Source organism: Azospirillum sp. SYSU D00513, assembly GCF_017356015.1.
Taxonomy (GTDB): Bacteria; Pseudomonadota; Alphaproteobacteria; order Azospirillales; family Azospirillaceae; genus Azospirillum.
Map to the genome: position 1 here is coordinate 17,623 of NZ_JAFIQV010000018.1, position 21,714 is coordinate 39,336.

At 68.3% G+C, this 21,714-nt stretch carries 25 protein-coding genes; 14 read left to right on the forward strand and 11 right to left on the reverse strand.

The window, feature by feature from the left end; all coding sequences use genetic code 11:
- Nucleotides 1–73: 73 nt before the first annotated feature.
- Both JUB11_RS14795 and JUB11_RS14800 read right to left on the reverse strand, forming a co-directional pair.
- Nucleotides 74–526, reverse strand: a complete 453-nt coding sequence (locus JUB11_RS14795; RefSeq protein ID WP_207459334.1) for a MarR family transcriptional regulator — start codon at nt 524–526, stop codon at nt 74–76.
- A gap of 385 nt (nt 527–911) precedes the next feature.
- Nucleotides 912–1,085, reverse strand: a complete 174-nt coding sequence (locus tag JUB11_RS14800) for a hypothetical protein (protein ID WP_207459335.1) — start codon at nt 1,083–1,085, stop codon at nt 912–914.
- A gap of 445 nt (nt 1,086–1,530) precedes the next feature.
- Here JUB11_RS14800 and JUB11_RS14805 point away from each other — a divergent pair, with 445 nt between their 5' ends.
- The 6 genes from JUB11_RS14805 to JUB11_RS14830 all read left to right on the forward strand — a co-directional run bounded on the left by JUB11_RS14805 (nt 1,531) and on the right by JUB11_RS14830 (nt 7,326).
- A complete protein-coding gene (locus JUB11_RS14805; protein ID WP_207459336.1) occupies nt 1,531–2,805 on the forward strand; it encodes an outer membrane beta-barrel protein in 1,275 nt (424 codons plus the stop codon).
- Between the two features lie 243 nt (nt 2,806–3,048).
- Entirely contained in the window at nt 3,049–3,621 is a 573-nt protein-coding gene (locus JUB11_RS14810) for a polysaccharide biosynthesis/export family protein (RefSeq protein WP_207459337.1), read from the forward strand.
- A 148-nt stretch (nt 3,622–3,769) separates the two neighbouring features.
- Nucleotides 3,770–4,321 (forward strand): dTDP-4-dehydrorhamnose 3,5-epimerase, encoded by a 552-nt coding sequence (gene rfbC / locus JUB11_RS14815; protein ID WP_207459338.1) that lies wholly within the window; start codon nt 3,770–3,772, stop codon nt 4,319–4,321.
- A gap of 184 nt (nt 4,322–4,505) precedes the next feature.
- Nucleotides 4,506–5,621: an SDR family oxidoreductase gene (locus JUB11_RS14820; protein ID WP_207459339.1), complete on the forward strand. Its 1,116-nt coding sequence runs from the start codon at nt 4,506–4,508 to the stop codon at nt 5,619–5,621.
- Nucleotides 5,618–6,823 (forward strand): hypothetical protein, encoded by a 1,206-nt coding sequence (locus tag JUB11_RS14825; protein ID WP_207459340.1) that lies wholly within the window; start codon nt 5,618–5,620, stop codon nt 6,821–6,823. The genes JUB11_RS14820 and JUB11_RS14825 overlap by 4 nt, the downstream gene beginning before the upstream one ends.
- 221 nt (nt 6,824–7,044) lie before the next feature.
- The gene (locus JUB11_RS14830; RefSeq protein ID WP_207459341.1) at nt 7,045–7,326 is read left to right on the forward strand and encodes a hypothetical protein; all 282 of its coding nucleotides are present in this window, start codon (nt 7,045–7,047) and stop codon (nt 7,324–7,326) included.
- Here JUB11_RS14830 and JUB11_RS14835 read toward each other — a convergent pair.
- On the reverse strand, nt 7,262–8,458 hold the full coding sequence (locus tag JUB11_RS14835; protein WP_207459342.1) for an AI-2E family transporter: 1,197 nt from the start codon (nt 8,456–8,458) through the stop codon (nt 7,262–7,264). The two genes, JUB11_RS14830 and JUB11_RS14835, sit on opposite strands and share 65 nt — an antisense overlap.
- Before the next feature lie 24 nt (nt 8,459–8,482).
- Complete coding sequence (locus tag JUB11_RS14840; RefSeq protein ID WP_207459343.1) at nt 8,483–8,743, reverse strand: GlsB/YeaQ/YmgE family stress response membrane protein; 261 nt, start codon at nt 8,741–8,743, stop codon at nt 8,483–8,485.
- 239 nt (nt 8,744–8,982) lie between these two features.
- Between JUB11_RS14840 and JUB11_RS14845 the strand changes: the two genes are divergently transcribed.
- The 3 genes from JUB11_RS14845 to JUB11_RS14855 all read left to right on the forward strand — a co-directional run bounded on the left by JUB11_RS14845 (nt 8,983) and on the right by JUB11_RS14855 (nt 12,049).
- Complete coding sequence (locus tag JUB11_RS14845) at nt 8,983–10,149, forward strand: 2OG-Fe(II) oxygenase (RefSeq protein ID WP_207459344.1); 1,167 nt, start codon at nt 8,983–8,985, stop codon at nt 10,147–10,149.
- 215 nt (nt 10,150–10,364) lie between these two features.
- The gene (locus JUB11_RS14850) at nt 10,365–11,426 is read left to right on the forward strand and encodes a HAMP domain-containing sensor histidine kinase (protein WP_207459345.1); all 1,062 of its coding nucleotides are present in this window, start codon (nt 10,365–10,367) and stop codon (nt 11,424–11,426) included.
- The gene (locus JUB11_RS14855; RefSeq protein WP_207459346.1) at nt 11,423–12,049 is read left to right on the forward strand and encodes a response regulator transcription factor; all 627 of its coding nucleotides are present in this window, start codon (nt 11,423–11,425) and stop codon (nt 12,047–12,049) included. Before JUB11_RS14850 ends, JUB11_RS14855 begins: the two co-directional genes overlap by 4 nt.
- Nucleotides 12,050–12,467: 418 nt before the next feature.
- Here JUB11_RS14855 and JUB11_RS14860 read toward each other — a convergent pair whose 3' ends face one another.
- Complete coding sequence (locus tag JUB11_RS14860) at nt 12,468–13,229, reverse strand: VOC family protein (protein WP_207459347.1); 762 nt, start codon at nt 13,227–13,229, stop codon at nt 12,468–12,470.
- Nucleotides 13,230–13,270: 41 nt separating this feature from the next.
- Entirely contained in the window at nt 13,271–13,756 is a 486-nt protein-coding gene (locus JUB11_RS14865; protein ID WP_207459348.1) for a DUF1579 domain-containing protein, read from the reverse strand.
- A gap of 150 nt (nt 13,757–13,906) precedes the next feature.
- Between JUB11_RS14865 and JUB11_RS14870 the strand changes: the two genes are divergently transcribed.
- Both JUB11_RS14870 and JUB11_RS14875 read left to right on the forward strand, forming a co-directional pair.
- Nucleotides 13,907–14,383 carry a MarR family transcriptional regulator gene (locus JUB11_RS14870; protein ID WP_207459349.1) on the forward strand — a complete coding sequence of 159 codons (477 nt, stop codon included), beginning with the start codon at nt 13,907–13,909 and terminating at the stop codon, nt 14,381–14,383.
- 93 nt (nt 14,384–14,476) lie between these two features.
- Nucleotides 14,477–14,995, forward strand: coding sequence for a PepSY domain-containing protein (locus JUB11_RS14875; RefSeq protein WP_207459350.1), 519 nt, complete (start codon nt 14,477–14,479; stop codon nt 14,993–14,995).
- Nucleotides 14,996–15,176: 181 nt separating this feature from the next.
- On the opposite strand, the gene JUB11_RS14880 is transcribed toward JUB11_RS14875, so the two are convergent.
- Nucleotides 15,177–15,713: a hypothetical protein gene (locus JUB11_RS14880; RefSeq protein ID WP_207459351.1), complete on the reverse strand. Its 537-nt coding sequence runs from the start codon at nt 15,711–15,713 to the stop codon at nt 15,177–15,179.
- Nucleotides 15,714–16,257: 544 nt separating this feature from the next.
- Between JUB11_RS14880 and JUB11_RS14885 the strand changes: the two genes are divergently transcribed.
- Nucleotides 16,258–16,626 carry a hypothetical protein gene (locus tag JUB11_RS14885; RefSeq protein ID WP_207459352.1) on the forward strand — a complete coding sequence of 123 codons (369 nt, stop codon included), beginning with the start codon at nt 16,258–16,260 and terminating at the stop codon, nt 16,624–16,626.
- Between the two features lie 54 nt (nt 16,627–16,680).
- Here JUB11_RS14885 and JUB11_RS14890 read toward each other — a convergent pair whose 3' ends face one another.
- On the reverse strand, nt 16,681–17,160 hold the full coding sequence (locus JUB11_RS14890) for an RcnB family protein (RefSeq protein WP_247887068.1): 480 nt from the start codon (nt 17,158–17,160) through the stop codon (nt 16,681–16,683).
- Nucleotides 17,161–17,381: 221 nt separating this feature from the next.
- Complete coding sequence (locus JUB11_RS14895; protein WP_207459353.1) at nt 17,382–17,618, reverse strand: hypothetical protein; 237 nt, start codon at nt 17,616–17,618, stop codon at nt 17,382–17,384.
- Between the two features lie 408 nt (nt 17,619–18,026).
- Here JUB11_RS14895 and JUB11_RS14900 point away from each other — a divergent pair, with 408 nt between their 5' ends.
- Nucleotides 18,027–18,884, forward strand: a complete 858-nt coding sequence (locus JUB11_RS14900) for an ion transporter (protein WP_207459354.1) — start codon at nt 18,027–18,029, stop codon at nt 18,882–18,884.
- An 18-nt stretch (nt 18,885–18,902) separates the two neighbouring features.
- Here JUB11_RS14900 and JUB11_RS14905 read toward each other — a convergent pair whose 3' ends face one another.
- Complete coding sequence (locus JUB11_RS14905) at nt 18,903–19,634, reverse strand: HD-GYP domain-containing protein (RefSeq protein ID WP_207459355.1); 732 nt, start codon at nt 19,632–19,634, stop codon at nt 18,903–18,905.
- 215 nt (nt 19,635–19,849) lie between these two features.
- Here JUB11_RS14905 and JUB11_RS14910 point away from each other — a divergent pair, with 215 nt between their 5' ends.
- Nucleotides 19,850–20,791 (forward strand): hypothetical protein, encoded by a 942-nt coding sequence (locus JUB11_RS14910; protein WP_207459356.1) that lies wholly within the window; start codon nt 19,850–19,852, stop codon nt 20,789–20,791.
- A gap of 10 nt (nt 20,792–20,801) precedes the next feature.
- Here JUB11_RS14910 and JUB11_RS14915 read toward each other — a convergent pair whose 3' ends face one another.
- A complete protein-coding gene (locus JUB11_RS14915) occupies nt 20,802–21,647 on the reverse strand; it encodes an alpha/beta hydrolase (protein ID WP_207459357.1) in 846 nt (281 codons plus the stop codon).
- Nucleotides 21,648–21,714: the final 67 nt, after the last annotated feature.

Genomic DNA, 21,714 nt, shown 5'->3' on the forward strand with positions numbered 1-21,714 from the left:
CGCGTCAAAAGTCACCGTTCCGATCCGTCCTATGCGGTCGGCCCCTTTTTCCAGCCCGCGCCGGTTCGCCCCTTCACATCAGCCGCGCCAGCAGCGCCAGGAAGGTCGCCTGCTCCGCCGGCGTCAGCGGAGCCAGCGTCTGGCGGTGGGCCTCGAACGCCCTGGGTGCCAGGCCGCGCACCGTTTCGATCCCCGATTTGGTCAGCTTCACGCTGGTCCGGCGCCGGTCCTGCGGGTCGGGGCTGCGCTCCACCAGGGTACGCTCCTCCAGGCGCAGGATGACGCCCTGGATGGTGGCCGGATCCATGAAGGTCTGCCGCCCCAGCAGGTTCTGCGACACGGCACCCTGGGCGCACAGGGTGGACATGGCCGCCCACTGCGCGAGCGTCACGGCGGGCTCTCCCGGTGCTTCCGCCATCGACTCGGAAAAGATGCTCGATGCCCGCTGATAGGCGCGGCGCAGGCGGTGTTGGACCTGGTCGGACAGCAAGAGTGTGTCGGGCCGGTGCTGGCCGTTGTCTTCCATGGCATCCAGGCTGTTGCGGATGGGCCTCGCGGTGGCGGGCCATGCGGGACGGAACGCGGCCCCTGCGGCGCGCGGCAATCCGGAGTTGTGCAGCCGGCGGTCCGGCCCACGCCGCGCCCTGCGGCGCGCCCCTGGATCTGCACGGCACACAAAAGCGCGGCATTCCATCCCGCAGACTAGGGATGCACGTGGAGATAGGCAAGTCCGAATGTGCTTCCGTAGTTTGCGGTTGTGATGCTCCTCAATCGTCGCCGATCCAAATCAATGCTCAAACTGTACCCCGGTATGTTGCCGGCGACTTCATTTGTTTGTGTACGGGTGATTTTCCAACCTCTTCCGGAGCCTGTCCGGGCTCAAGCCCGGACTGCCCCATCCCTCGATTCCCTTAGGGCGTCTGTTTCGGCGGATAGCTGTCCGGCGGCGGCGTCCTTTCCTCGGTCGAATGCGGGACCTCGCCCTCGGGGGGCGGAACGCTGCCCGGCGCGTAGGGCGGCATCAGGTCGTCGTCCGGGTGCTTGGGCGATTTCGGCGGCGGGGGGGTGTCCAGATGCTTTGCCATGCGGCGGCTCCCGTGTCGGTGCAATGCGGGCCGGACCGCCCGGCCCCTCGAGGAGAACGGGGCGTCCGCCGGGCCGGTTCCGGATGGCGGTGCCCCAGGCCTTGGCGAGGCGAGTCACCGGGCGGTGGGGCCGCAACAGAGCCCGGCCGTCCGGCGACGCGCGCCGCCTGATCGGTTCCGCCTCCACAAAGGTTCTATGACTATCACCATGCAGCCGATAGGCTTCGGCCTGACTCCTGTGGCTCAGCCCAAGATTTGTTGCGCCGACAACACAGGGTGGGCCGAAATCCTCACCGCCGAAGACTTCGCTGTTGCGCGGGCGGTGCGGCATGGGGTGTCTTTGCTGGGACCGGCCGTTACGCCTTCCGATCGGCGAGTGCATGGCGGCCCCACGGTTTGATTGGGTTCGTTCCCGATTGTCCTTCTATTCCTGCACGGTGACTCAATGAAGCCCAGCTCCTTGTCCGTCCTCGCCATCGCGCTCGCGTCCACGGTGCTGACCGCGTTGCCGGCCTCCGCCCAGGAGCTGCAGCGTGGCGAAACCGTGCTCGAACGCCCCCGTCCGGAGGTTGAGCAGCTCGGCGTCAGGGCCGGCTCCTTCCTGCTTCTGCCGCGCATCGAGACGGGGCTGACCTACGACAGCAACGTCTTCGCGACCGACCGCAACACCCGCGACGACTTCATCGCGGTGGTCCGCCCGCAGCTGAACGTCCGCTCGGACTTCAACAATCACGCGGTTAACCTTCGGCTCAGCGGCGAGGGCGGCTACCACTTCGAATATTCGGACGAGAACTACACCGACTACGACGCCGTGCTGGACGGCCGCTTCGACTACGCCCGCGAAGGCTCGGTCGGCGGCCTGGTCTTCCACCGTCGGGAGCATGAGGGCCGCGGCGACCCCGATTACGATCCCAACTTCACCACCGGCATCGGCTCGCGCGCCGAACCCGTGACCTACAACGTCTCCGGCGGCGAAGTGAACGTCACGCAGGGCTTCAACCGCTTCCGCGCCCGGCTGTCGGCGCTGGCCAACTACACCGACTACTCCTCGGTCGAGGTGAACGGCGTCGGCGACGTCAGCCAGGACTTCCGGAACCGCTGGGACTACGGCACCAGCCTGCGGCTGGGCTATCAGGTCATGCAGGGGCTTGAGGGCTTCGTGCGCGGCAGCTACACCTGGAGCCGCTACGACTCGTCCAGCTACAACCGCGATTCCGACGGCTACGAGGTCGTCGGCGGCGTGTCGAGCGACCTGGGCGGCCTGATCACCGGCGAAGTCTACGCCGGATATCTCGCCAAGAACTACGACGCCGCCACGCTGGAGGACTTCAGCGGCCTGGCGCTCGGCGGCCGGGTGGTCTGGAACGTCACGCAGCTCACCACGGTCACCGGCTCGCTCGACCGTCAGGTGCGCGAATCGACCTTCACGCGGGGCGGCCAGGTGGCGTCCAGCTACAACCGCACGATCTTCGCGATCGGCGCCGACCACGAGCTGCTGCGCACGCTCATCCTCAACGCCCGTCTTCAGTACCGCGAGGATGATTTCAACGGCGTGGACCGTACCGACGACGTCTACACCGCCTCGGCCGGCGCCAGCTATCAGGTCAGCCGCTATCTCTACCTGACCGGCGGCTATACCTATGAGACCCGTAACTCGAACCTCAGCGGTTTCGACTACGACGATCATCAGATCTTCCTGCGCATCGGCGCGCAGATGTAATCGGTCCGGCTCCGGCCGAACCGTATAGAGGCCTAGACAAAGGGACGTCTGCCGAGAGGTGGGCGTCCTTTTTCTTTCCAGACTCCTCCAACTGCACGGGCTGGATCCTCCTCAAAGGCATTACTTCATCTCCACTTTTTCCCAACGCGCCGCCGCTTGCTAGTCTCCTGATCGAGACCACCGAGGGCGGGTTGCATTGCGGGCTCCTCCGCACCGCCGAAAAGAGCCAGGGAAGGGTTTGGGATGAATCGACGTCATGTGTTCCGTGTTCTCGGACTGACCGCCGTTGCCGCCGGCCTCGTCGGCTGCGCCGGCGTGGATGCCCCGATGGAAGAGGCGGGGTCGGTTCAGCAGGTCAGCGAATACCGCCTGGGTTCGGGCGACGCCCTGCGCGTCATCGTCTTCGGCGAGGAGCAGCTCTCCGGCGAATTCCGGGTGGACGGTGCCGGCCGGGTCGCCATGCCGCTGATCGGCGAGGTGCCCGCCAAGGACCGCACCGCCCGCGAACTCGAAACGGAGATATCGAATCGCCTGTCGCAGGGCTATGTCCGCGACGCACGGGTCAGCGTGGAGGTGATGAACCATCGTCCCTTCTTCATCCTGGGCGAGGTCCGGAACCCCGGCCAGTACCAATACGTCAACGGCATGACCGCCCTGTCCGCGGTCGCCATGGCCGGCGGTTTCACCTACCGCGCCAAGGAGGATTTCGTGCTGGTCACGCGCGGCAGCGATCCCAAGAAGGAGGTCCGCCGCGCGCCGGTGACCACCCCGATCATGCCCGATGATGTGGTGCGGGTGCCGGAGCGCTATTTCTGATCGGCGCCCCCACCGCGTGAGTACCGGCGCCGGCCCCTTTCCAGGGGCCGGCGCCTTTTCGTGAGCACCGCGTGAGTCCGTCCGCGCCTGCCGCTCCGATAACCCGCCCGCATGATTTTCCCCCACAACTGTACCGAAAGGCCCGCTCATGGACGTGCGTGATACCGCGATTCCCGCGGTCAAGCTCCTGATTCCCCGCCGCTTCCCGGACCAGCGCGGATGGTTCACCGAAAGCTACAACCGCCGTGCCCTGCGCGCGGCGGGCATCGAGATCGACTTCGTCCAGGACAACCAATCCTATTCGGCCCAGAAGGGCACGATCCGCGGCCTGCATTTCCAGAGACCCCCGGCGGCCCAGGACAAGCTCGTGCGGGTGCTTCGCGGGGCGATCCTCGACGTCGCGGTGGATCTGCGCTCCGGCTCGCCGACCTATGGGCGCCATGTGTCGGTCCGTCTGGACGCCGAATCGGGACACCAGCTGCTCGTTCCCATCGGCTTCGCCCACGGCTTCTGCACGCTGGAGCCCGACACCGAGGTAGCCTACAAGGTGTCCGACCATTATGCGCCCGATCAGGACGGCGGTCTTATTTGGAACGACCCCGACCTCGGAATCGCCTGGCCGGTAACCCCAGAAGAAGCCTTGCTATCCGAAAAGGACAAAATACTCCCCCGTTTGGCAGAGCTTTCCAGCCCGTTTTGACTTTCCGACCCGGGAACATCACTCTCGCGCCGCCGTTCTTCCAGCGCTTGATTACTAGCCAGAACGCTTAGATATCCTGGACATACGCCATGCGTCCCTCCGATGAAAACACGGAGGGACGCTCTCCATCGGGGAGGCGTCGTTCGGGGGGCGTTCCGGTCACCGGACGGAAGGGAACCTGTCGATGCGGGTATTGGTAACTGGGGCGGGCGGGTATATCGGCACCACGCTGGTGCCGATGCTTTTGGCGCAGGGCCACACGGTCCGCGCCGTGGATCGTTATTTTTTCGGCCAGCATCTTCTGCCCGACCACCCGCGCCTGGAAATGCTGCGGGAGGATGTCCGCCGTCTTGCTCCAATCCATTTCAAGGGCATCGACGCGGTGATCGACCTCGCGGCGATCTCCAACGACCCTTCCGGCGAGCAGTTCCAATCCGTCACCTGGGCCGTCAACCACCGCGCCCGCGTGCGTTGCGCGGAGCTGGCGAAGGCGGCGGGGGTGAAGCGCTATGTCCTGCCATCCTCCTGCTCGATCTACGGCTTCCTGCCGAACGACGTGATCGCGAGCGAGGATACGGCGACCAACCCGCTGACCACCTACGCCCGGGCGAACGAGAAGGCGGAGCACGGCGTGCTGCCGCTCGCCGACGACGACTTCTGCGTCGTGGTCCTGCGCCAGTCCACCGTCTACGGCTACAGCCCGCGCATGCGCCTCGATCTGGCCGTCAACGGCATGACCTATGGCGCCTGGAAGACCGGCAAGTTGCCGCTCATGCGCGACGGCAGCCAGTGGCGCCCGATGATCCATGTCCGCGACACGGCAGCCGCGCAGATCTTCATGCTGACCGCCCCTGCGGAGAAGGTGAACGGACGGATTTTCAACGTCGGCAGCGACAGCGAGACCTACCGCATCAAGGACCTCGCCGACGCGGTCGTCTCGGCGCTCGGCCGGCCGGTGGAGATCGAGTGGTACGGCGACGCCGACCACCGGTCCTACCGGGTCAGCTTCGACCGGATCGAGGCGCTCGGCTGGCGGACGGAGCACAACGTCGCCCATGGCGTGCGCGGCATCGTCGCGGCGCTGGAGAACGGCACGCTCGACAAGACGCCGCAGACCATCACGCTGGAATGGTACCGCACCCTGACGAGCTGGCACGAGCGCATCAAGGAGCTGGAGATGTATGGCGGCATCCTGGACGTGCCGGCGGCGGCCTTCGCGGCGCTCAATCGCGAGGGCTTTCGCGGCAACGAGGACGCCGATCACAGAGAGACGGAAATGGTGAGGGAGCCAGGTGAATGACGTTGGAGACGAAGGGCATGGACCAGAGCATCATCCGCATCGGTGTCGTCGGCACCGGATTCGTCTCCAAGCATTTCGTGATGAGCCTCGACCGCCACGCGGACGCCGCCGCCGTGAAGGTGCTGACGCGGCGCCCGACGCAGGACTGCACCGACTACCCCCGGCCGGAGCTGCTGACCAACTCCCTGGATGAGGTGCTCGAGGCCTGCGACGTCCTGCTCGAATGCACGGGCGACCCCATCTACGCGACCGACGTGATCGACCGCGCCGTGCGCGCCGGCCGTCCGGTCGTGACCATGAACACCGAGTTCCACATCACCGCCGGCAGCTGGTTCGCCGGGCGCGGCCTGATCTCCGAGGCGGCCGGCGACCAGCCGGGCGTCCAGGCCGAGATGGCCGAGGAACTGCGGGCCATGGGCTTCGAGCCGGTCGTCTACGGTAACCTGAAGGGCTTCCTGAACAAGGACCCGTCGCGCGCCGACATGGAGTTCTGGGGCGCCAAGCAGGGCATCAGCCTTCCGATGGTGACCTCCTTCACCGACGGCACCAAGGTCAGCATGGAGCAGGCCCTGGTCGCCAACGGGCTGGGCGGCACCATCGCCCGCACCGGCATGCTCACCCCGGAGAACGACGACCTACAGGCCGCCGGCATCCAGCTCGCCGAGGCGGCGGAGGCGGCGGGTGGGCCGATCGCCGACTATGTTCTGTCGCGCAAGCTGCCGCACGGCGTCTTCATCGTCGCCCGCCACGACGAGCGCCAGCAGCCGGCGCTCCAGTATCTGCGCGCCGGCCAGGGTCCTTATTACGTGATCCTGAAGAACAACATCTTCGTCCATCTGGAAATCCTGAAGACGATCCGCCGGGTGGCGCGGCAGAAGACCGTTCTGCTCGACAATTCGGCCAGCCCGACCATCTCCGTGGCCTCCATCGCAAAGCGCGATCTGCGGGCCGGCGAGCGGCTGCCCTACGGGATCGGCAGCTTCGACATCCGGGGCGAGGCGGTGCGCATCGCCGACTACCCCGGCCATCTGCCGATCGGGCTGCTCTACCACGGCGTGCTCCGCCGCGCGGTCAAGGCGGGCGACGTTCTGTCGATGGACGACGTGGAGCTTCCGGAGAGCCTCGCCTTCACCGCCTGGCGGGAGATCGAGCGGCGCGCCCTCGCCGGGTCCTTGCCGGCCGGGGTGGTGGCCGCCGAATAGCAAGCCCTCATCGCTGTCAGCGCGAAGCCCCGGCCTGTCCGGGGCTTCGCCATTTCCAGTGCTGGATGCGGCTTGAAATTTCCTGGGACGAGCAAGGGAGTCACGCCGGTCTAGGACTTTGGTGCCGCTTCGGATTGATGCTCTGGCCTTGGTGCAGGTGAAACCTTAGGCTTAACGCCATATTTTCCCAACGGAACTTTGTTGATTTACGAGAAGGCGCGATGCGGGGCCAGACTGCGGAGTTCGCGGGCTTTCATGAAGCCATTCGAAGCGTGCGCGAGCGCAGCCGCGCCTGCCGCTGCATCGCGCGTCGGCAGAAGCTGATCGCACTGGAACGCGCGCTGATGAGCCTGCTGCTGGCCGCCGAGGAGGCCAGCGCCGGACGGCGCCGGACCGATCCGCCGGCACCCAGGCGCGGCTGGTGGCAGCGGACGCATCTCAGGGGGGTGGGACTCGACTTCCGCCGCTGGGCGCCGATTCCGGACCGACGGCAGGCCTGGTGAGAAGGGCGGCCTCCGCCGGGTTGCCTCCGGACGCGCCGCTTCCCAGTGCGCCGCCCCCCAAAGCACCGCCAAGCCGGCCATCCTGAACTTTCCTGGGCCAGGCGTTCAGGACCGCCTGAACGAGCGAGGCGAGCGGCACCGCGAAGAAGACGCCCCAGAAGCCCCAGACCTCCCCGAACACCAGCGCCGCCGCGATGATCGCCGCCGGGTGCAGGTTGACCACCCCGGACAGCAGCAGCGGGTGCAGGACGAATCCGTCCAGAACCTGGATCACCGTGTAGACGGCCAGCGACCAGGCGGTCTCGGCGGAGAGCCCCCATTGCGCGTAGGCGACGATGGCGACCGGCAGGCCGGCCAGTGGTGCTCCGACGAAGGGGATCAGCGCCGACAGGCCGGAGGCGGCGGCGAGCAGGGCGCTGAAGGGCAAATCCAGCCAGACGAAGGCGCCGTAGGACACCATCCCGACGATGGTGATCTGATAGACTTTGCCGCGGATGTAGCGGCCGGTCTCCGCATGCACCTCGCGCCACACGCGGTCGGCCAGCGGCCGGTGCGCCGGCAGGTAGCCGGTCGCCCAGTCGAGGAGCTGGTCCTTGTCCTTCAGGAAGAAGAACACCAGCATCGGCAGAAGCACGGTGTAGAGCGCCAGATTGAACAGCGTCGGCAGCCAGGCAACGGAGGAGACCAGCAGGTTCTGCCCGACGGTCAGGATCTCCGCGCGCAGATGGTCCACCATGCGGCTCACCTGCTCCGCCTCGAACAGGTCGGGATAGCGGGCCGGCAGGCGAAGCAGGAAATCCTGCAACCCGCCGATCACCGACGGCAGGAGCCGGGCCACCTGCGCGATCTGCGCCACCAGAAGCGGCACCAGGAACAGCAGCAGCCCCAGCAGGGCGCCCAGGAACAGCAAGGACACGGCGAGCGAGGCGAGCGTGCGCGGCAGCCCCGCCCGGACTAGCGCGGCGGTGCCGCCCTCCAGCAGGTAGGCGATGACGATCGCCGCGATCAGCGGCGCCAGCACGTCGCCCAGCAGCAGCAGGACGGCCAGCCCGCCGAGCAGCACCGCCAGCAGCGTGACGACCTGCGGGTCGGAGAAGGTCCGCCGGACCCAGCCGCGCAGGATCCCGGCCATCGGGGCCGCCCCGCCGGCGGCGGGCTAATGCCGCTGGCGCCGCGCCGCCAGCGCGTTGAAGGCCCACAGCACCACCACCGCGCCGATGGTCGCGACGATGAGGCTCCAGAGGTTGAAGCCGGTCACGCCTCGCCCGCCGATGACGCTCACCAGGATTCCCCCGACGAAGGCGCCCACGATGCCGAGCAGCAGGTTCATGACGAAGCCCGAACCCGATCCGTGCATGATCCGGCTGGCGATCCAGCCGGCGATCAGACCCAGGACAATCCACGCGATCAGCGACATGGTGCACTCCTCAAGGCTTGGGCTTGTGCATCCAACACGCTGGGCGGCAAAGCGTTTCCGCCGCGCCGCGCCGCGGGTCGGCTCCCCTGTGAAGCTTAGCAGCTTATCCCGGGGCGGCAGGTCGGGAACATTGGGCAATCCTCGATCCGCGAGCCATTCATGACCGCCATGACCGCCATAAGACACGTGCGCACGCCCGCGCCCCTTCTGAACGCCTTCGGCCGGGGAGCCGTCCGGTCATGAATGCCCAGCCCATGAATGCCCAGCCCGTGCCGGCCCAGCCCACGCCGCTCGGCGCGGGTGAGCCCTGTCCCTTCTTCCGCGGCCGCACCGGGGCGAACGACCGCTTCAACGTCGACACACTGGCCGGCCGTCATCTGCTGATCGCCTTCATTCCGTCCTCGGAGCACCCGCTGGGCGCGGCTTTCCTCGCCGCGATGGCGTCGCTGGCCGACCGCTTCGACGACACCAACCTCACCTTCATGTGCGTGACGCTCGATCCCTCGGACGAGGGACGGCTCAAGGACCGGGTTCCGGGCATCCGTTACATGTTCGACGGCGACCGGAACGTCAGCCGGACCTTCGGCCTGATCCGACTGGACGCCGCGAGCGGCAGGAACGGCTTCCGCCCGTCGCTCTACCTCGTCGATCCGCGCTACCGGATCACGGACGTGATCCCGCTGGGGGACCCGGCGGCCAGCGTGGCGCTGCTCGCCAGGCTGCTCGACTCCCTGCCACCCATCGCGGGAGAGCGGCCCGCCGTCCCGCAGGCCCCGGTTCTCACCGTGCCCGGCGTCTTCGAGCCGGAGCTGTGCCGTCGGCTGATCACCGCCTTCGAGAGGGAGGGCGGAAGCGCGTCGGGCTTCATGACGGAACGCGATGGCCTCACCGTCGGGGTCATGAACAGCGAACGCAAGCGCCGCTATGATTTCATGGTCGAGGATGAGGGGCTCAGGGCCGCCATCCGCGAGAGGCTGGCGCGGCGGCTGACTCCGGAATTGATGAAGGCCTATCAGTTCCAAGGAACGCGGCTCGAACGTTACCTCGTCGCCTGCTACGATTCGGCCGACCGGGGTTATTTCCGCGCGCATCGCGACAACACGACGAAAGGCACCGCCCACCGCCAGTTCGCGGTGACCATCAACCTGAATGACGGCTATGAGGGCGGAAGGCTCGTCTTTCCGGAGTTCGGGCATGCACTCCACGGGGCCCCTCCAGGTGCCGCGATCGTCTTCTCCTGCTCTCTCCTGCACGAGGCCCGCCCGGTGACCGCGGGAAAGCGTTACGCCTTTCTGACCTTCCTTTACGACAACGCCATGGCCCGGCTTCGGCAGGAGAACAGCCGCTTCGTCGCCTCGGAGACCCCCCAACCCGCGCCCGTGCCGGAAGCGGCGGGCGCGGTCTGACGGGCGGGGGCGGGTTGCGTTCGGCCCGACGGATGCGGCAGTCTGCCGCCTGGGCCGTGCCCGCTTTCCCGGCACCGCCCAGGGGAATGGCGGCCTGCGGCGTCCGCACCCGGCACGTCCGCGCGCGCCACATCCGCAACTGGGTCCGTCATGGCAGGAACACGCTCTTCGATCTCCGGGCCGCCGGGTGGCGGGGCTCAAGGCGCGGGCTCCGCATGACGCTGCCCGTCCAGGCGTTGCGCGCGCTACGCGCCTGCAACGTGGCCTTCATCGGCGGGATCTTCCTGCTCGACGCCGTGACCAGCGCCGACAACGTGTCGATCTGCTTCGCCTATGCGATCCCGATCGTGCTCGGCATCCTCGAGGGCCAGCGCGCCGCCTTCTGGTACGCCTGTGCTGCCACCCTCCTGTCGGTCGTCGGCACCTTCATCCAGCCGCCGACGAACCAGATCACAGCCGTCTTCTACGCGAACCGCGTCATCGCCATCGCCACGCAATGGGCAATGGCGCTGCTCGTCCATTACCGCCTGCGGGCGGAAGAGGTGCTGCGGCGCGGGCTGGAGGAGGAGCGCGAGAAGGTGGACCGGCAGAAGCGCTTCATCGCCATGCTGTCGCACGAGGTGAAGACGCCGCTCACCACCATCGACGGGCAGGCCTACCGCATGGGCAAGCTGGCGTCCGGCATCACGCCGGAGGATGTGGCCGTCCGGTCCGGCAAGATCCGCGACGCGGTCCGCCGGGTCAACGACATCATCGAGGGGGTGCTGCTCTCCTCCTCCGTCGGAACGGGCGAGCCGGCCCCCGCCCTTGGCCCCCTCGACCTCCGCCTCCTGGTCGCCGACGCGGCGGCCCAGGCGCGGGAGGCGGCCGGCGGGGATGCCGCCGTCACCGGCGACCTCGCGGGCCTGCCGGAACGGTTCGAGGGCGACGGCACGCTGCTGTCCCAGCTGTTCGGCAATCTGGTGTCGAACGCGCTGAAATACTCCGGCCCCGGCGCCACCGTGCGCGTCTCCGGCTGGACCGAGGAGGGGCACGCGGTGGTCGCCGTCGCCGACGAGGGCATCGGCATCGACGCGGCGGATATTCCGCATCTCTTCAACCCCTATTTCCGCGGCGGCAACAGCCGGGGGGTGTCCGGCGCCGGCATCGGGCTCTATCTCGTGGACCGTTACGTCGCCGCCCATGGCGGCACGGTCACGGTGGACAGCACGCCCGGTGCCGGCACCACCGTCACCGTCCGCCTGCCGCTGGGGAGGCCCGCTGGCGAGGCTCCATGACGAACCGTGACAAGACCATCCTGTGCATCGAGGACGATCCCGGCACCCGCGAACTGCTGGTGGAGGAGCTGGAGGAGGCAGGCTACGCCGTCGCGGTGGCGGAGGATGGCCCCACCGGCCTCGCCGCCATCGACAGGCTCCGCCCCGACCTGATCCTCTGCGACGTGGACTTGCCGGGCCTGTCCGGCCTGGAGCTGCTGGAACGGCTGAAGGCCGGGCCGGAGCAGCCGGCCGTACCCTTCCTCTTCCTGACCGCCTTCGGCCAGCGCGAGAACCAGATCCGGGGACGGCGGCTCGGCTGCGACGACTACATCGTCAAGCCCATCGATTTCGAGCTTCTTCTGGAGATCGTCCGCCACCGCCTCGCGCGCGGGACCCCCGGCGAAACGACGGGGCAGGGTTCGGCCCGTCCGGCCGGGAACGGCGTCCGCCTGACCGAACGGGAGTCCGAGGCGCTGACTTGGTCGGCGCGCGGCAAGTCCTCCACCGACATCGCGGTGCTCATCGGCGTGACCGACCGCACGGTCAACTTCCACATCGACAACGCCATCCGCAAGCTGGGCGTCGCCACCCGCATCCAGGCCGCCGTCAAGGCGGCCCTCCTCGGCCTCATCAAGCCGTGAGGGGCGTGGATTGGCCCACTTGAGCCAGTGGCAGGCCAGCACCCTGCTGTCATCCCACTTTCGCCCATAGGCGCTAACTTTTGCACATCGGCCAGGTTATCCGAAGCCTGCAACCTTCCCCCTCGTCATTCCCGCGAAACGCTCTTGGCGAATGCTTCTGGCATTCGCCTGCCGCGTCAGAGCAAACGAAGTTTGCTTGAGAGCGGGAATCCAGTTCCTCCCAAAGCGGAACCGTTGGAAACTCTGGATCCCCGCGTCCGCGGGGATGACGGAAGGGTGGTCCGAAGCTTGCTTCAGTCAGCCGTGAAAGTTAGCGCCTATGCGTTTTTGCGGGGATGACGCTGGAAGGATGGTCGGAGGCCTGCTTCGGTGAGTCTGTGCCTCGGAAAGCACTCAGTCACCTCTCACGCCTGACGCGTCAAGCCGCCGGCCCGTTCAGCGCGAACAGCACGCCCTGCGGGTCGAGCGCCTGGACGATGTGGCTGCCGCCGGGCACTTCCATGGGGCCGTTCAGGACCGTTCCGCCCGCCTCACTGACGCGGGCCGCCGCCGCGTGGATGTCGTCCACGCCGATGTAGAACAGCCAGAAGGGCGGCTTGCCCGCCTCCGGCCGGCGCATCACCGCGCCGAAGGGAACGCCGTCGGCGGTCAGGATCTGGTAGGTCCCCATCGGTCCCATGTCGAGCGCCTCGCCCTTTTCCCAGCCGAAGAGGCCGGCGTAGAAGGCGAAGGCCGCCTCGGGGTCGGCGGCGTGCAGTTCGTGCCAGCGCATGGCCACCGGCGTCCCCGTATCCGGGGGCGGGCAGTCGCCGATGGGCTGAAACACGCCGAAGGCAGCACCCTGCGGGTCTGCGAGCCCGGCGAAGCGGACCATGCCCGGAACGTCCCGCGCCGGCAGCCGCACCGTCCCCCCCAGCGCCGCCACCCGCGCGGCGACGGCGTCCACGTCATCGACCAGGATGGAGCCGATGAAGCCGCGCGGCTGGCCGGCCGGCGTCTCCGCCTCCGCCTCCATCACCCCGCCGACCGGGGCGCCGCCGGCCAGGAACCAGCTGTAGGGCCGGTCGAACACCATGCCTGGCTGCGTGGTCCAGCCGGCAACCCGTCCGTAGAAGGCCTCGGCGGCCTCCCTGTCGCCTGTGGAAAGCTCGTACCAGAAGAAGCGGCGTGACTGGGCCATTCGGAGCGCTCCGTCGGGGATGCCGTGGGGAAGGGGAGGGATCAGGCGCGCCGGTAGCGTGCCGTCATGAAGGTCCGCCATTCGCCGTCCTCGCCTTGCACGCGGGCGGTCAGGGTGCGGGTATCCGCGTCCTCGAAGGCGACGATGTCCTGGAAGCGGGCCATGCGGTTCCCGTCCATGAAGTTCGGCCCCTCGGTGTCCAGCGTCAGCACCTGCCCCGACGGATCCAGCGTGCCCTCGTAGATCCAGAGATGGGCCATCATCGAACCGGTCCAGGTCCCGACATAGCGCTCCCGCGCCGGGTCGTAGCCGAGCGTCAGCAGGGTGCTCGCCGGCGCGCCGTCCGGCATGCTCCCCCGTCCCTCCGACACGAGCCAGAGCCCGCCCAGCGAGCGGGCCTGCTCGGTCCAGCCGCCCTGGGAGGGGCAGGCGGTTTCCGCGCCTTCGGCGGCCGGTTCCGGCACGAGAACCCAATCGCCCGCGAGCCGGTCGAGCCAGCGGTGCGCCTCGGTGACGTCGGCGTGCATGTCCAGTCTCCCAAAAGGGGGTGGGCCGAAACGGTTGGTCCTCTCGGCCGGGAAGGCGCGGTCCGGATTGGATGGTGGGAAGGGACCTTTCATCCCCGCAGCCGGCGACCGCGCTCTTGATATTCACGTTGATATCAACATATTTGGTTCATGTCAAACGCATCCGCTCCCGATCCATCTCCGGTTCCCTTCTCGACCACGCTGCTGGTCCGCGACAGCTGCCTATGCCTGCACGTCCAGCGCGCGGCCCGCGCGCTCGCCCGCCGTTTCGAGGAGGCCTTCCGCCCCTTCGACCTGACCAACGGGCAATTTTCCCTGATGATGTCCCTCAACCGGCCGGAGCCGCCGACCATGGGTTCCGTCGCTTCCCTGCTCGCCATGGACCGCACCACGCTGACGGCGGCGCTGAAGCCGCTGGAGCGGCGTGGGCTGGTCTGCGTCATGGTGGACGGAAAGGACCGCCGGGGCCGGCGCCTCTTCCTCACGCCCCAGGGCATGGACCTGCTGGCGAAGGCCGCCCCGGTCTGGGCCGCCACCCACGCGGAGGTCGAGGCGTCGCTCGGCACCCTGTCGCCCGGCGCGCTCTCCCCCGGCGATCTCCGGGCGGCGCTGCTCGCCCTGTCCTGACGGGCGCGCCCGGCGTGCGTGGAACCCTCGGCGCGCCCCGTCCGTTTCCCAGGGGAACACCATGCTGAATGAAGCAAGGACGGAGACGAGACCATGAACACGCACCACCGCCTGACCCTGCTGGCCGGCGCGGCCATGCTCCTGGCGACGCCGGTGCTGGCCGCCGACCAGGACGACGTCCGCGCCCTCGAACAGGCGAAGGTTTCGCTGACCCAGGCCATCGACATCGCCGCTCGCCAGGGCAACGGGGTGGCCATCGACGCGGAGTTCGAGGAAGAGGACGGGCGCGGCGCCTACGAGGTGAAGGTGCTGGGCGACGGCACGCTCGTCACCTACACGCTGGATGCCGAGAGCGGGTCGGTGACCGATACCGAGAACGAACGGATCGAGCAGTATTTCACGCGGCTCAAGCCGGCGGACCTCCAGAACGCCCGAACGACTCTCGGCCAGGCGATCGGCATGGCCGAGCAGCGCGCCGGCGGCAAGGCGCTCGATGCCGAGGTCGAGCGTGAGGGCGACCATGTGGAGTATGAGGTGACCGTCGCCCGGCCGGACGGCAGTTCCCAGGAGATCCGCATCAACGGGGCCAGCGGTCAGGTCGCCGAACGCTGAGACGGCGCGGCCTCCGGGCCGGTTCTCTTAGGAAGGGGGGTGGACGGATCCAGTCCGCGACACCAGATCACCTTCCGTTGACGCCTTGATTGGGCGTTTCCTCCCTAGACTTCGGGCCGTCGGCGACCATGCCGGCGGCCTTTTCTTTTTGGCTCCGCGCCCCGCTCGGCGCACGCCCGTTTCAGCGTGCAACCGAATAGGAGGCGGCCAGGATGGCTTCCACCCGGCCGTTCCGGCCGCAGGGAAGGAGCAGCCTTGCCAGCGACCGGCTCGCGCCGCTTCCGGACGCGTCGGGACGTCCGTCCCGTGCCGTGCCGTCCTCCACCATCGGGCCGGGGGAGAGCGTGTAGCTCGGCCGCCCGGTGCGGACGCAATGCTCGTAGCTTTCCAGCAGCCATTTCAGCCCGAGCCTGGGCAGCACCTCGTCCAGGAAGCGGCCCGTCAGGTCATGTTCGTAGACCTGGAAGAGGTCTCCGCCGACCCAGCTCACGCGGAACCGGTCGGAGAGGAAGTCCCGCTCGCTCACGCACAGGTGCCCCCACCAGCGGATCAGCCCCTCGGTCATCAGCTCCTGATAGCTGGGCATCGGCGAGGAGCGGCGACTCTGGTCCCAGAAACCGTAGAGGCCGACCAGGGGGCCGGACAGCGTTCCCCTGGCGATGAGCGTTTCCAGTCCGGTCCGATGCAAGGCCGCGCTGCGCGTCGCGTCGCTTTTCATGCCTGTCGTCTTGTCCGGGGTGGGGTGCGGAGAAGCCTCGGTCCCGAATGGGCCGGCGGCACAATGCCGCAGCCCGAGAGCCGGGTCGAGAGGATAGATCTCCTGGACGGTGGATCTCCCCGACAGCAGGTCCCGTGAAGCCGCTCAGCCGCCGCGATGCGGGAGGCATTCCGCCAAACGGAAAAACACATTCCGATAACCATCCGCGCCGCCACCCATGATACGAAAGTATTGTGTTTGCCTCCTTGACGGGCAGGGTGGGGATCATGGTGAGACAAGACGGGCAGGGACCTGGTGTCCGCAGCTTCGCCGCGCGAGTTGCGGGCGGGTCCAGCTTCCACAAGGTGGAAAAGAAGGGCGTTCGACGCTCATTTCCTTCGGCATTTGACGCGGCAGGAGCGATGATCCGTTTGCGATCTCGCGACGCTTATGCGTGCGATTTCCTCCAAGCAACTTCCCGCGGGCTTGCCCGCGGGACTTTTTTGCTTTCCGCGATTTGCCGTCGTGCCGGCCCGGTCTTGGCCTCGAATGCGGGAGGCCGGCCATGAGCGTGGCCCCGGAACTCCTCGAGGTGAGCCTCCTAGCCATCGCCGGCCTGGACCTTTCCCCTGGTGAATTGCCCGGCGATCCGCCCGAGCTGACCGATGCCCAGGCGCGCGGCCTCGCCGCCGTGGTGGAGGGGAGCGTCTACCGCTATATCCCGATGGGCAACCGCCCGATGCGCTGGATCGGCGCGCACAGCGTCCTGATGCGGCGCATGATCGCCACCGGCCTCGTGAACGTCGCCGACCCGGCCCCGACCGGACGGCAGGCGGTGCTGATCACCAACCTCGGTCGGCGCGCCCTGGAACGGCACCGGGGCGACGAGATCCTCGCCGATCTGGATCAGCCGGGAGCGGGCGCCCGGCGCTGACCGGGCGGGTTGCTGCGGCCCCGCCTTGTTCCCCGCCGCCCGCCCGCCGCGCGGTCAGTGGAACAGGCCGTACGCCAGCCCGACGATGACGCCGGTCCCGGCGGCGACCAGGACGGCGTCGGTGCCCACCCTGACCCAGTGATGGCCCCGCGGCGGCCTGCGGAGATGATGGGCGGCGGGATGAGCGATGACGCGGCCCCGCGTCCGGTAGGCCGAGGGCAGCCGCTCTCCGACGCTCCAGCGCCCCTTGGGCGCATGACCCCGGTTGACATGCTCCGTAGTGCGATGCTCGTTCCGGCGTTCCACGTGGCGGTGCGCGGGCGCCTCGCGGTCCCGGTCGTGCCCCTCATGGCCGCGCCATTGCGAGTCGTGCCGCGCGGTCTGGAAGGCCGCCACATGGGCGAAGGGAGCGCCGGCTTCCTGCCGAAGGGGCTGTGCGGCCGCCGATGAGGCTCCCGGCGCGCCGAGTGTTCCGGTGAAGGCGGCCAGCGCGGCCATGGCGAGAATGGCGGGCTTCAGGAAAGCGGATTTCATGGGCGTCATCCCCTGGCGAAAGGTCCGGTCGTCCGGACCAGGCCAGGATGCTCCCGCTCCTTTGCCGGATCATGTCCGCCACCCCGCCTTCGGGTAACAGCGTGTAACGGCTTTCCCGGTCCTTTTCGGCCGTGCCGTTCCCTTTTCCGGCCGTTCCCTTCTCCGGCCGTGCCGTGCCGTGCCGTGCCGTTCCGCGCCCGGCATCCGGCCCTCCGGCAACCTCAGCCGCCGGTGCCGCGCCGCGCCTTCTCTTCCTGAAGCATCCGGATGACGTTGCGCGTCCCTTCCGCGTCCGACAGGCGCAGAAGACGGACCGACGCCCGCTGCGCCTGGTTCGCGTAGGCTTCCTGGATCTCCAGAAGCCCGGCGGCTTCCTTCAGCTCATGGTCGAGCTGCTCGTCGGTCAGTTTCTCCAGCGACTCCGCCGAATACGGGGTGCCAAGCTCTTGATCGGGCATGAGGCGTCTCCTTTGCTTGCCGGCGAGATTGCCCGCGGCGCCCGCTCTTCCGCAAGCGCCCGCAAGGGGAAACGCCTATGGCGTGCCCTCGGCCCGCCGCTCTGCCCTTCGGCTTGGCCGAAACGGGGAGGTTTAGGCCCCACGTCGGGGCGCGGAAGCGTGTTGTCAGGGTGCCGCAGTTACCGTCGGAGGCATTTCAGCCCCGTCACGGCGCTGAAAGACGTGAAACAGGATTTGCTTCAATTTGTCTGTATCGCACGCGAAAGGGCTAGGTCATTCTGGCCGGCGATCCGGCGCGCCTGCGCCGGTGCGTCCTCATGGCCGGCGCGCCGCCGGTTCCTCAACGCGGTGCCGCCGCCGCCCGGCGGAGGTGCCGCCTGCCGTGTTCCACCGGGCGGGAAAACAGAGATGCCCATCCTCAGGTCCATCATCGAAAGCCGCGGCTTCCAGAACTTCGTCGTCGCGGCGATCCTCGTCAACGCCGCCGTCCTCGGCCTCCAGAGCATCAAGAGCCTGCCGCCGGCCCTCGCCTCGCTGCTGCACATCATCGACGCGCTCTGCCTGGTCGTCTTCACCGTCGAGATCGCCCTGAAGCTGGCGGTCGTCCGGCTCGGCTTCTTCCGGAGCGGCTGGAACATCTTCGACCTCGCGGTCGTTGCGATCTCGCTCGCCCCGGACAGCGGCGGGCTGTCGGTGCTGCGCGCCCTGCGCGTGCTGCGGCTCATGCGGCTCGTCTCCGCCGTGCCGTCGCTGCGCCGCGTGGTCACGGGCATGTTCTCCGCCCTTCCCGGCGTCGGCTCGGTCGGCGGCGTCCTGCTGGTGATGTTCTATGTTGCCGCCATCATGGGGAACAGCTTCTTCGGCGAATCCGTGCCGGAGCGCTTCGGCGACCTTCCCATCACCTTCCTGACGCTGTTCAAGATGATGACGCTGGAGGGCTGGCCCGACATCGCCGACGAGGTGATGCAGCATCACCCCTACGCCTGGGCCTTCTTCATCCCCTTCATCATCATGACCACCTTCACGACCCTCAACCTGCTGTTCGGCATCATCGTGAACGCCATGGAAGAGGCCAAGGAGGAGGAGGCGCGCGAGAAGCTCGCCGCCCAAGGCATCGAGGTGACCGAGGAGTCGAGCGAGATGCGCCTCGCGAAGATCGAGTCGGAGGTCCGCGAGATGAACGAAAAGCTGGAGCAGATCCGATTGGCCGTGCTGGCCGACCGGGCCGCCCCCGCCAGGGAGGAGCGGCAGCCGGTTCCGGCCTGACCCTCTTCCAGTTCCGGGTCAGCCCTCGCCGTCATCGCCCCACAGCCGCTCCACCTCGCGCTCGATGCCGAGGAACGCGTTCAGGAACTGGGGATCGAACTGGCCGGGGCTGGTCCGCCCATCCCCGTTGCGCAGGATGTGCATCGCTTCGTCATGGGACAGGCCGCGCTTGTAGGGCCGTCCCTGGCGAAGCGCGTCGTAGACATCGGCCACGGCGACGAGGCGGGCCTCCAGCGGGATGGCCTCGCCGGCCAGCCCGTCCGGATAGCCGCTGCCGTCGAAGGCCTCGTGATGCCAGCGGGCGATGGTGGCGGCCAGCCTCAGCACCGGCTCCTCGTGCCCCGACAGGATGGCCCCGCCCAGAACGGTGTGGTTCCGCAGCACCGCCCATTGCGCCGCGTCGAGCGGACCGGGCTTGAGCAGGATGGAGTCGGGCAGGGCGATCTTGCCGATGTCGTGCACCCCGGCGGCGCGTCCGATCGCCTCCACCTGCGCCGATCCGAAGCCCATCCGGTCGGCCAGCATCGACGACAGCCGCGCCACGCCCTCCTCGTGCAGCGACAGGGCGTGACCTTCCGTCAACGAGTCACGCGCCTGCACCGCCTTGGACAGGCAAATCAGCCCCGCCGGGGGCAAGCCCGCCAAGGGCAAGCCCGGTTGCGTGATCGTCGCGGCCGGCGCCTCGAAGCGCGGGCGGTGCGTCCCGATCACCGGGATGCCGCCGATTCCACTTAATCCGTCCTCCGGCATGCGCGTCCTCCAATGCTCCGCGCAGACTGCGGCACCGGCCGGACGGCTCCATTGATCCAGATCAGCGGCGAACAAGGTTTAGGCAAATTGTGGCTGTCCAGCGATCCCGGCACGGGGGCTATGGACGGAACGAACTGTCCGCCTGCGCCGCAAGCGTGCTAAGGCTCGCTGCCGGGCTGTCCTCCGGCGGACGGCAGGCAGAGGGTTCGGCGGCCATGCGCACGCTCTACGTCACGGGTTGCAACTCCGAATATTTCATAACCACGCTGGCCTTTCTGGAGAGCTTCGCCGACCGTTTTCCGACCGCCGACATGCGGGTTTGCGACTTCGGCATGACCGAGGGGCAAAGAGGTCTGCTTCGTGACGCCGGGCACCTGCTTGAACGGCCGCCGGAGCTTGTGCCGGGCGCTCATCCCTATCTTTGCAAGGCGCACCTGCTCGGCTATCTCGGCGACGCTGCTTGGGACGCCGTGCTCTGGCTGGACAGCGACATCCTGCCTGGCACTCTCGATGCCGCCGCCGTGGAGGGTTTGGCCGACCGGCTCCGGGGTGCCGGAAAGCTCCTGGCGGCGACGGGGACGATCGACGGCCTGTCGGTCTCCGCCACCTTCGCCGATCTTCGCCGGAGAAACCACAGGATCACCCCGGCGGAACTCCTGTTCGAGCAGACCGGCGTGAACCGCAGCCATCCCTATCTCAGCGCCGGGCTGTTGCTTTTCGTCTCTCGGGACCTGCTGGCCGAATGGGCGCCGGCGTGCCGCGCCGTGGCGCCGCACCCCCTCTGGGAACAGAATGTCCTGAACGCGCTGGTTTGGCGCGATCCGGGCACGGTCGAAGTGTTGGATCCCTGGATTTGGCAGGTCTACGACGCCCCGCTGGCCGAGGTGCGGGTTCCCGACCCAGGCGATCCCCATGGCCTGATCCTTCGCGACCGACCTGTCATGACCGTGCATGCGTCTTCGCATCAGGGGCACCATGTCGATGCCAGGATTGCGCTGAATTTTGGTGGCGAGCGTCTCGCCGGCCCCATGCGGACCTTCGCGAATCCCGCGCTGCAACAGATCCATTTCAAGTTCCTGGCCGGCGCCGTGTCCCGGCGCCGCCACGCCCTGAGGGCCGCCGGTGTTCTGCGTCCGCAGAACGAGGGCGCCGTCTGAGGGAGGGGAGCTATCCGGCCATCCCGTCCAGCCACGCCTCCACCACCGCCGCGAAACCTTCCGGGTCCTGGTCGGGCCAGAGATGGCCGGCGCCTGGAATCGGACGGTGGCCGTTCCCGCCGATGCAGCGGGCCGCCGCCTGTGACGGGACGGTGAAGACCGGCCGCGACCGCTCTCCCCAGAGGATCGTGACCGGGACGCGCAACGACGCCAGCTCGGCGCAGGTGATGGACGGGGGCGGTTCCTGGGCCAGGAGTGGCGGGAGGCTGTGGGCGTTGTCGCGCTGGATGGCGCGGCATTCCTCGGGCTGGCGGTCGAAATGGCCGGGGCCGCCCGAGGCGTCGATCAGCCGGCGCATGGCCTCCTCCCGATCGCCCCGGCCGGCGGCCTCGAAGACCGGGCCGAACATCGCTCCGGCATCCCGCCCAAAGACCTCCAGCTCTTCCTCCGCCGTCACCCAGCTCGGCACGCCGGGCTCGTAGACCAGCATCCTGGCGAACAGGTCCGGGCGCGCCAGGGCCGCGAGCAGCGCCGCATGCCCGGCGTAGGACCAGGCCACGACCGCAGCCGGCCCGGCGCCCAGCGCCTCGCAGACGGCGATCAGGTCGGCCGCGTGCGTCGCCGTGCCGAAGGGAGGGCCATCGGCGCGCCAGGGCGCGGTGCCAAAGTAACGCTGGGTGTAGGCGATGCAGCGGAAACGCCCCGCGAGCGCGGCACTCTGGCGCCGCCATGTCCGCAGATCGCCCAACGCCCCGTGCAGGAACAGGACGGGCGAGCCGGAGCCGGCATCGGTGCAATCGAAAACGTCGGCACCGACGGTCAGGCGGTGGGCGGGCAGGGTGGGGAGGTCGATCATGGGAGCGGTCCGGGATTGAAACGGCGCCATGCGCACAAAGCAAAAGGGCCGGCGTTGCCGCCGGCCC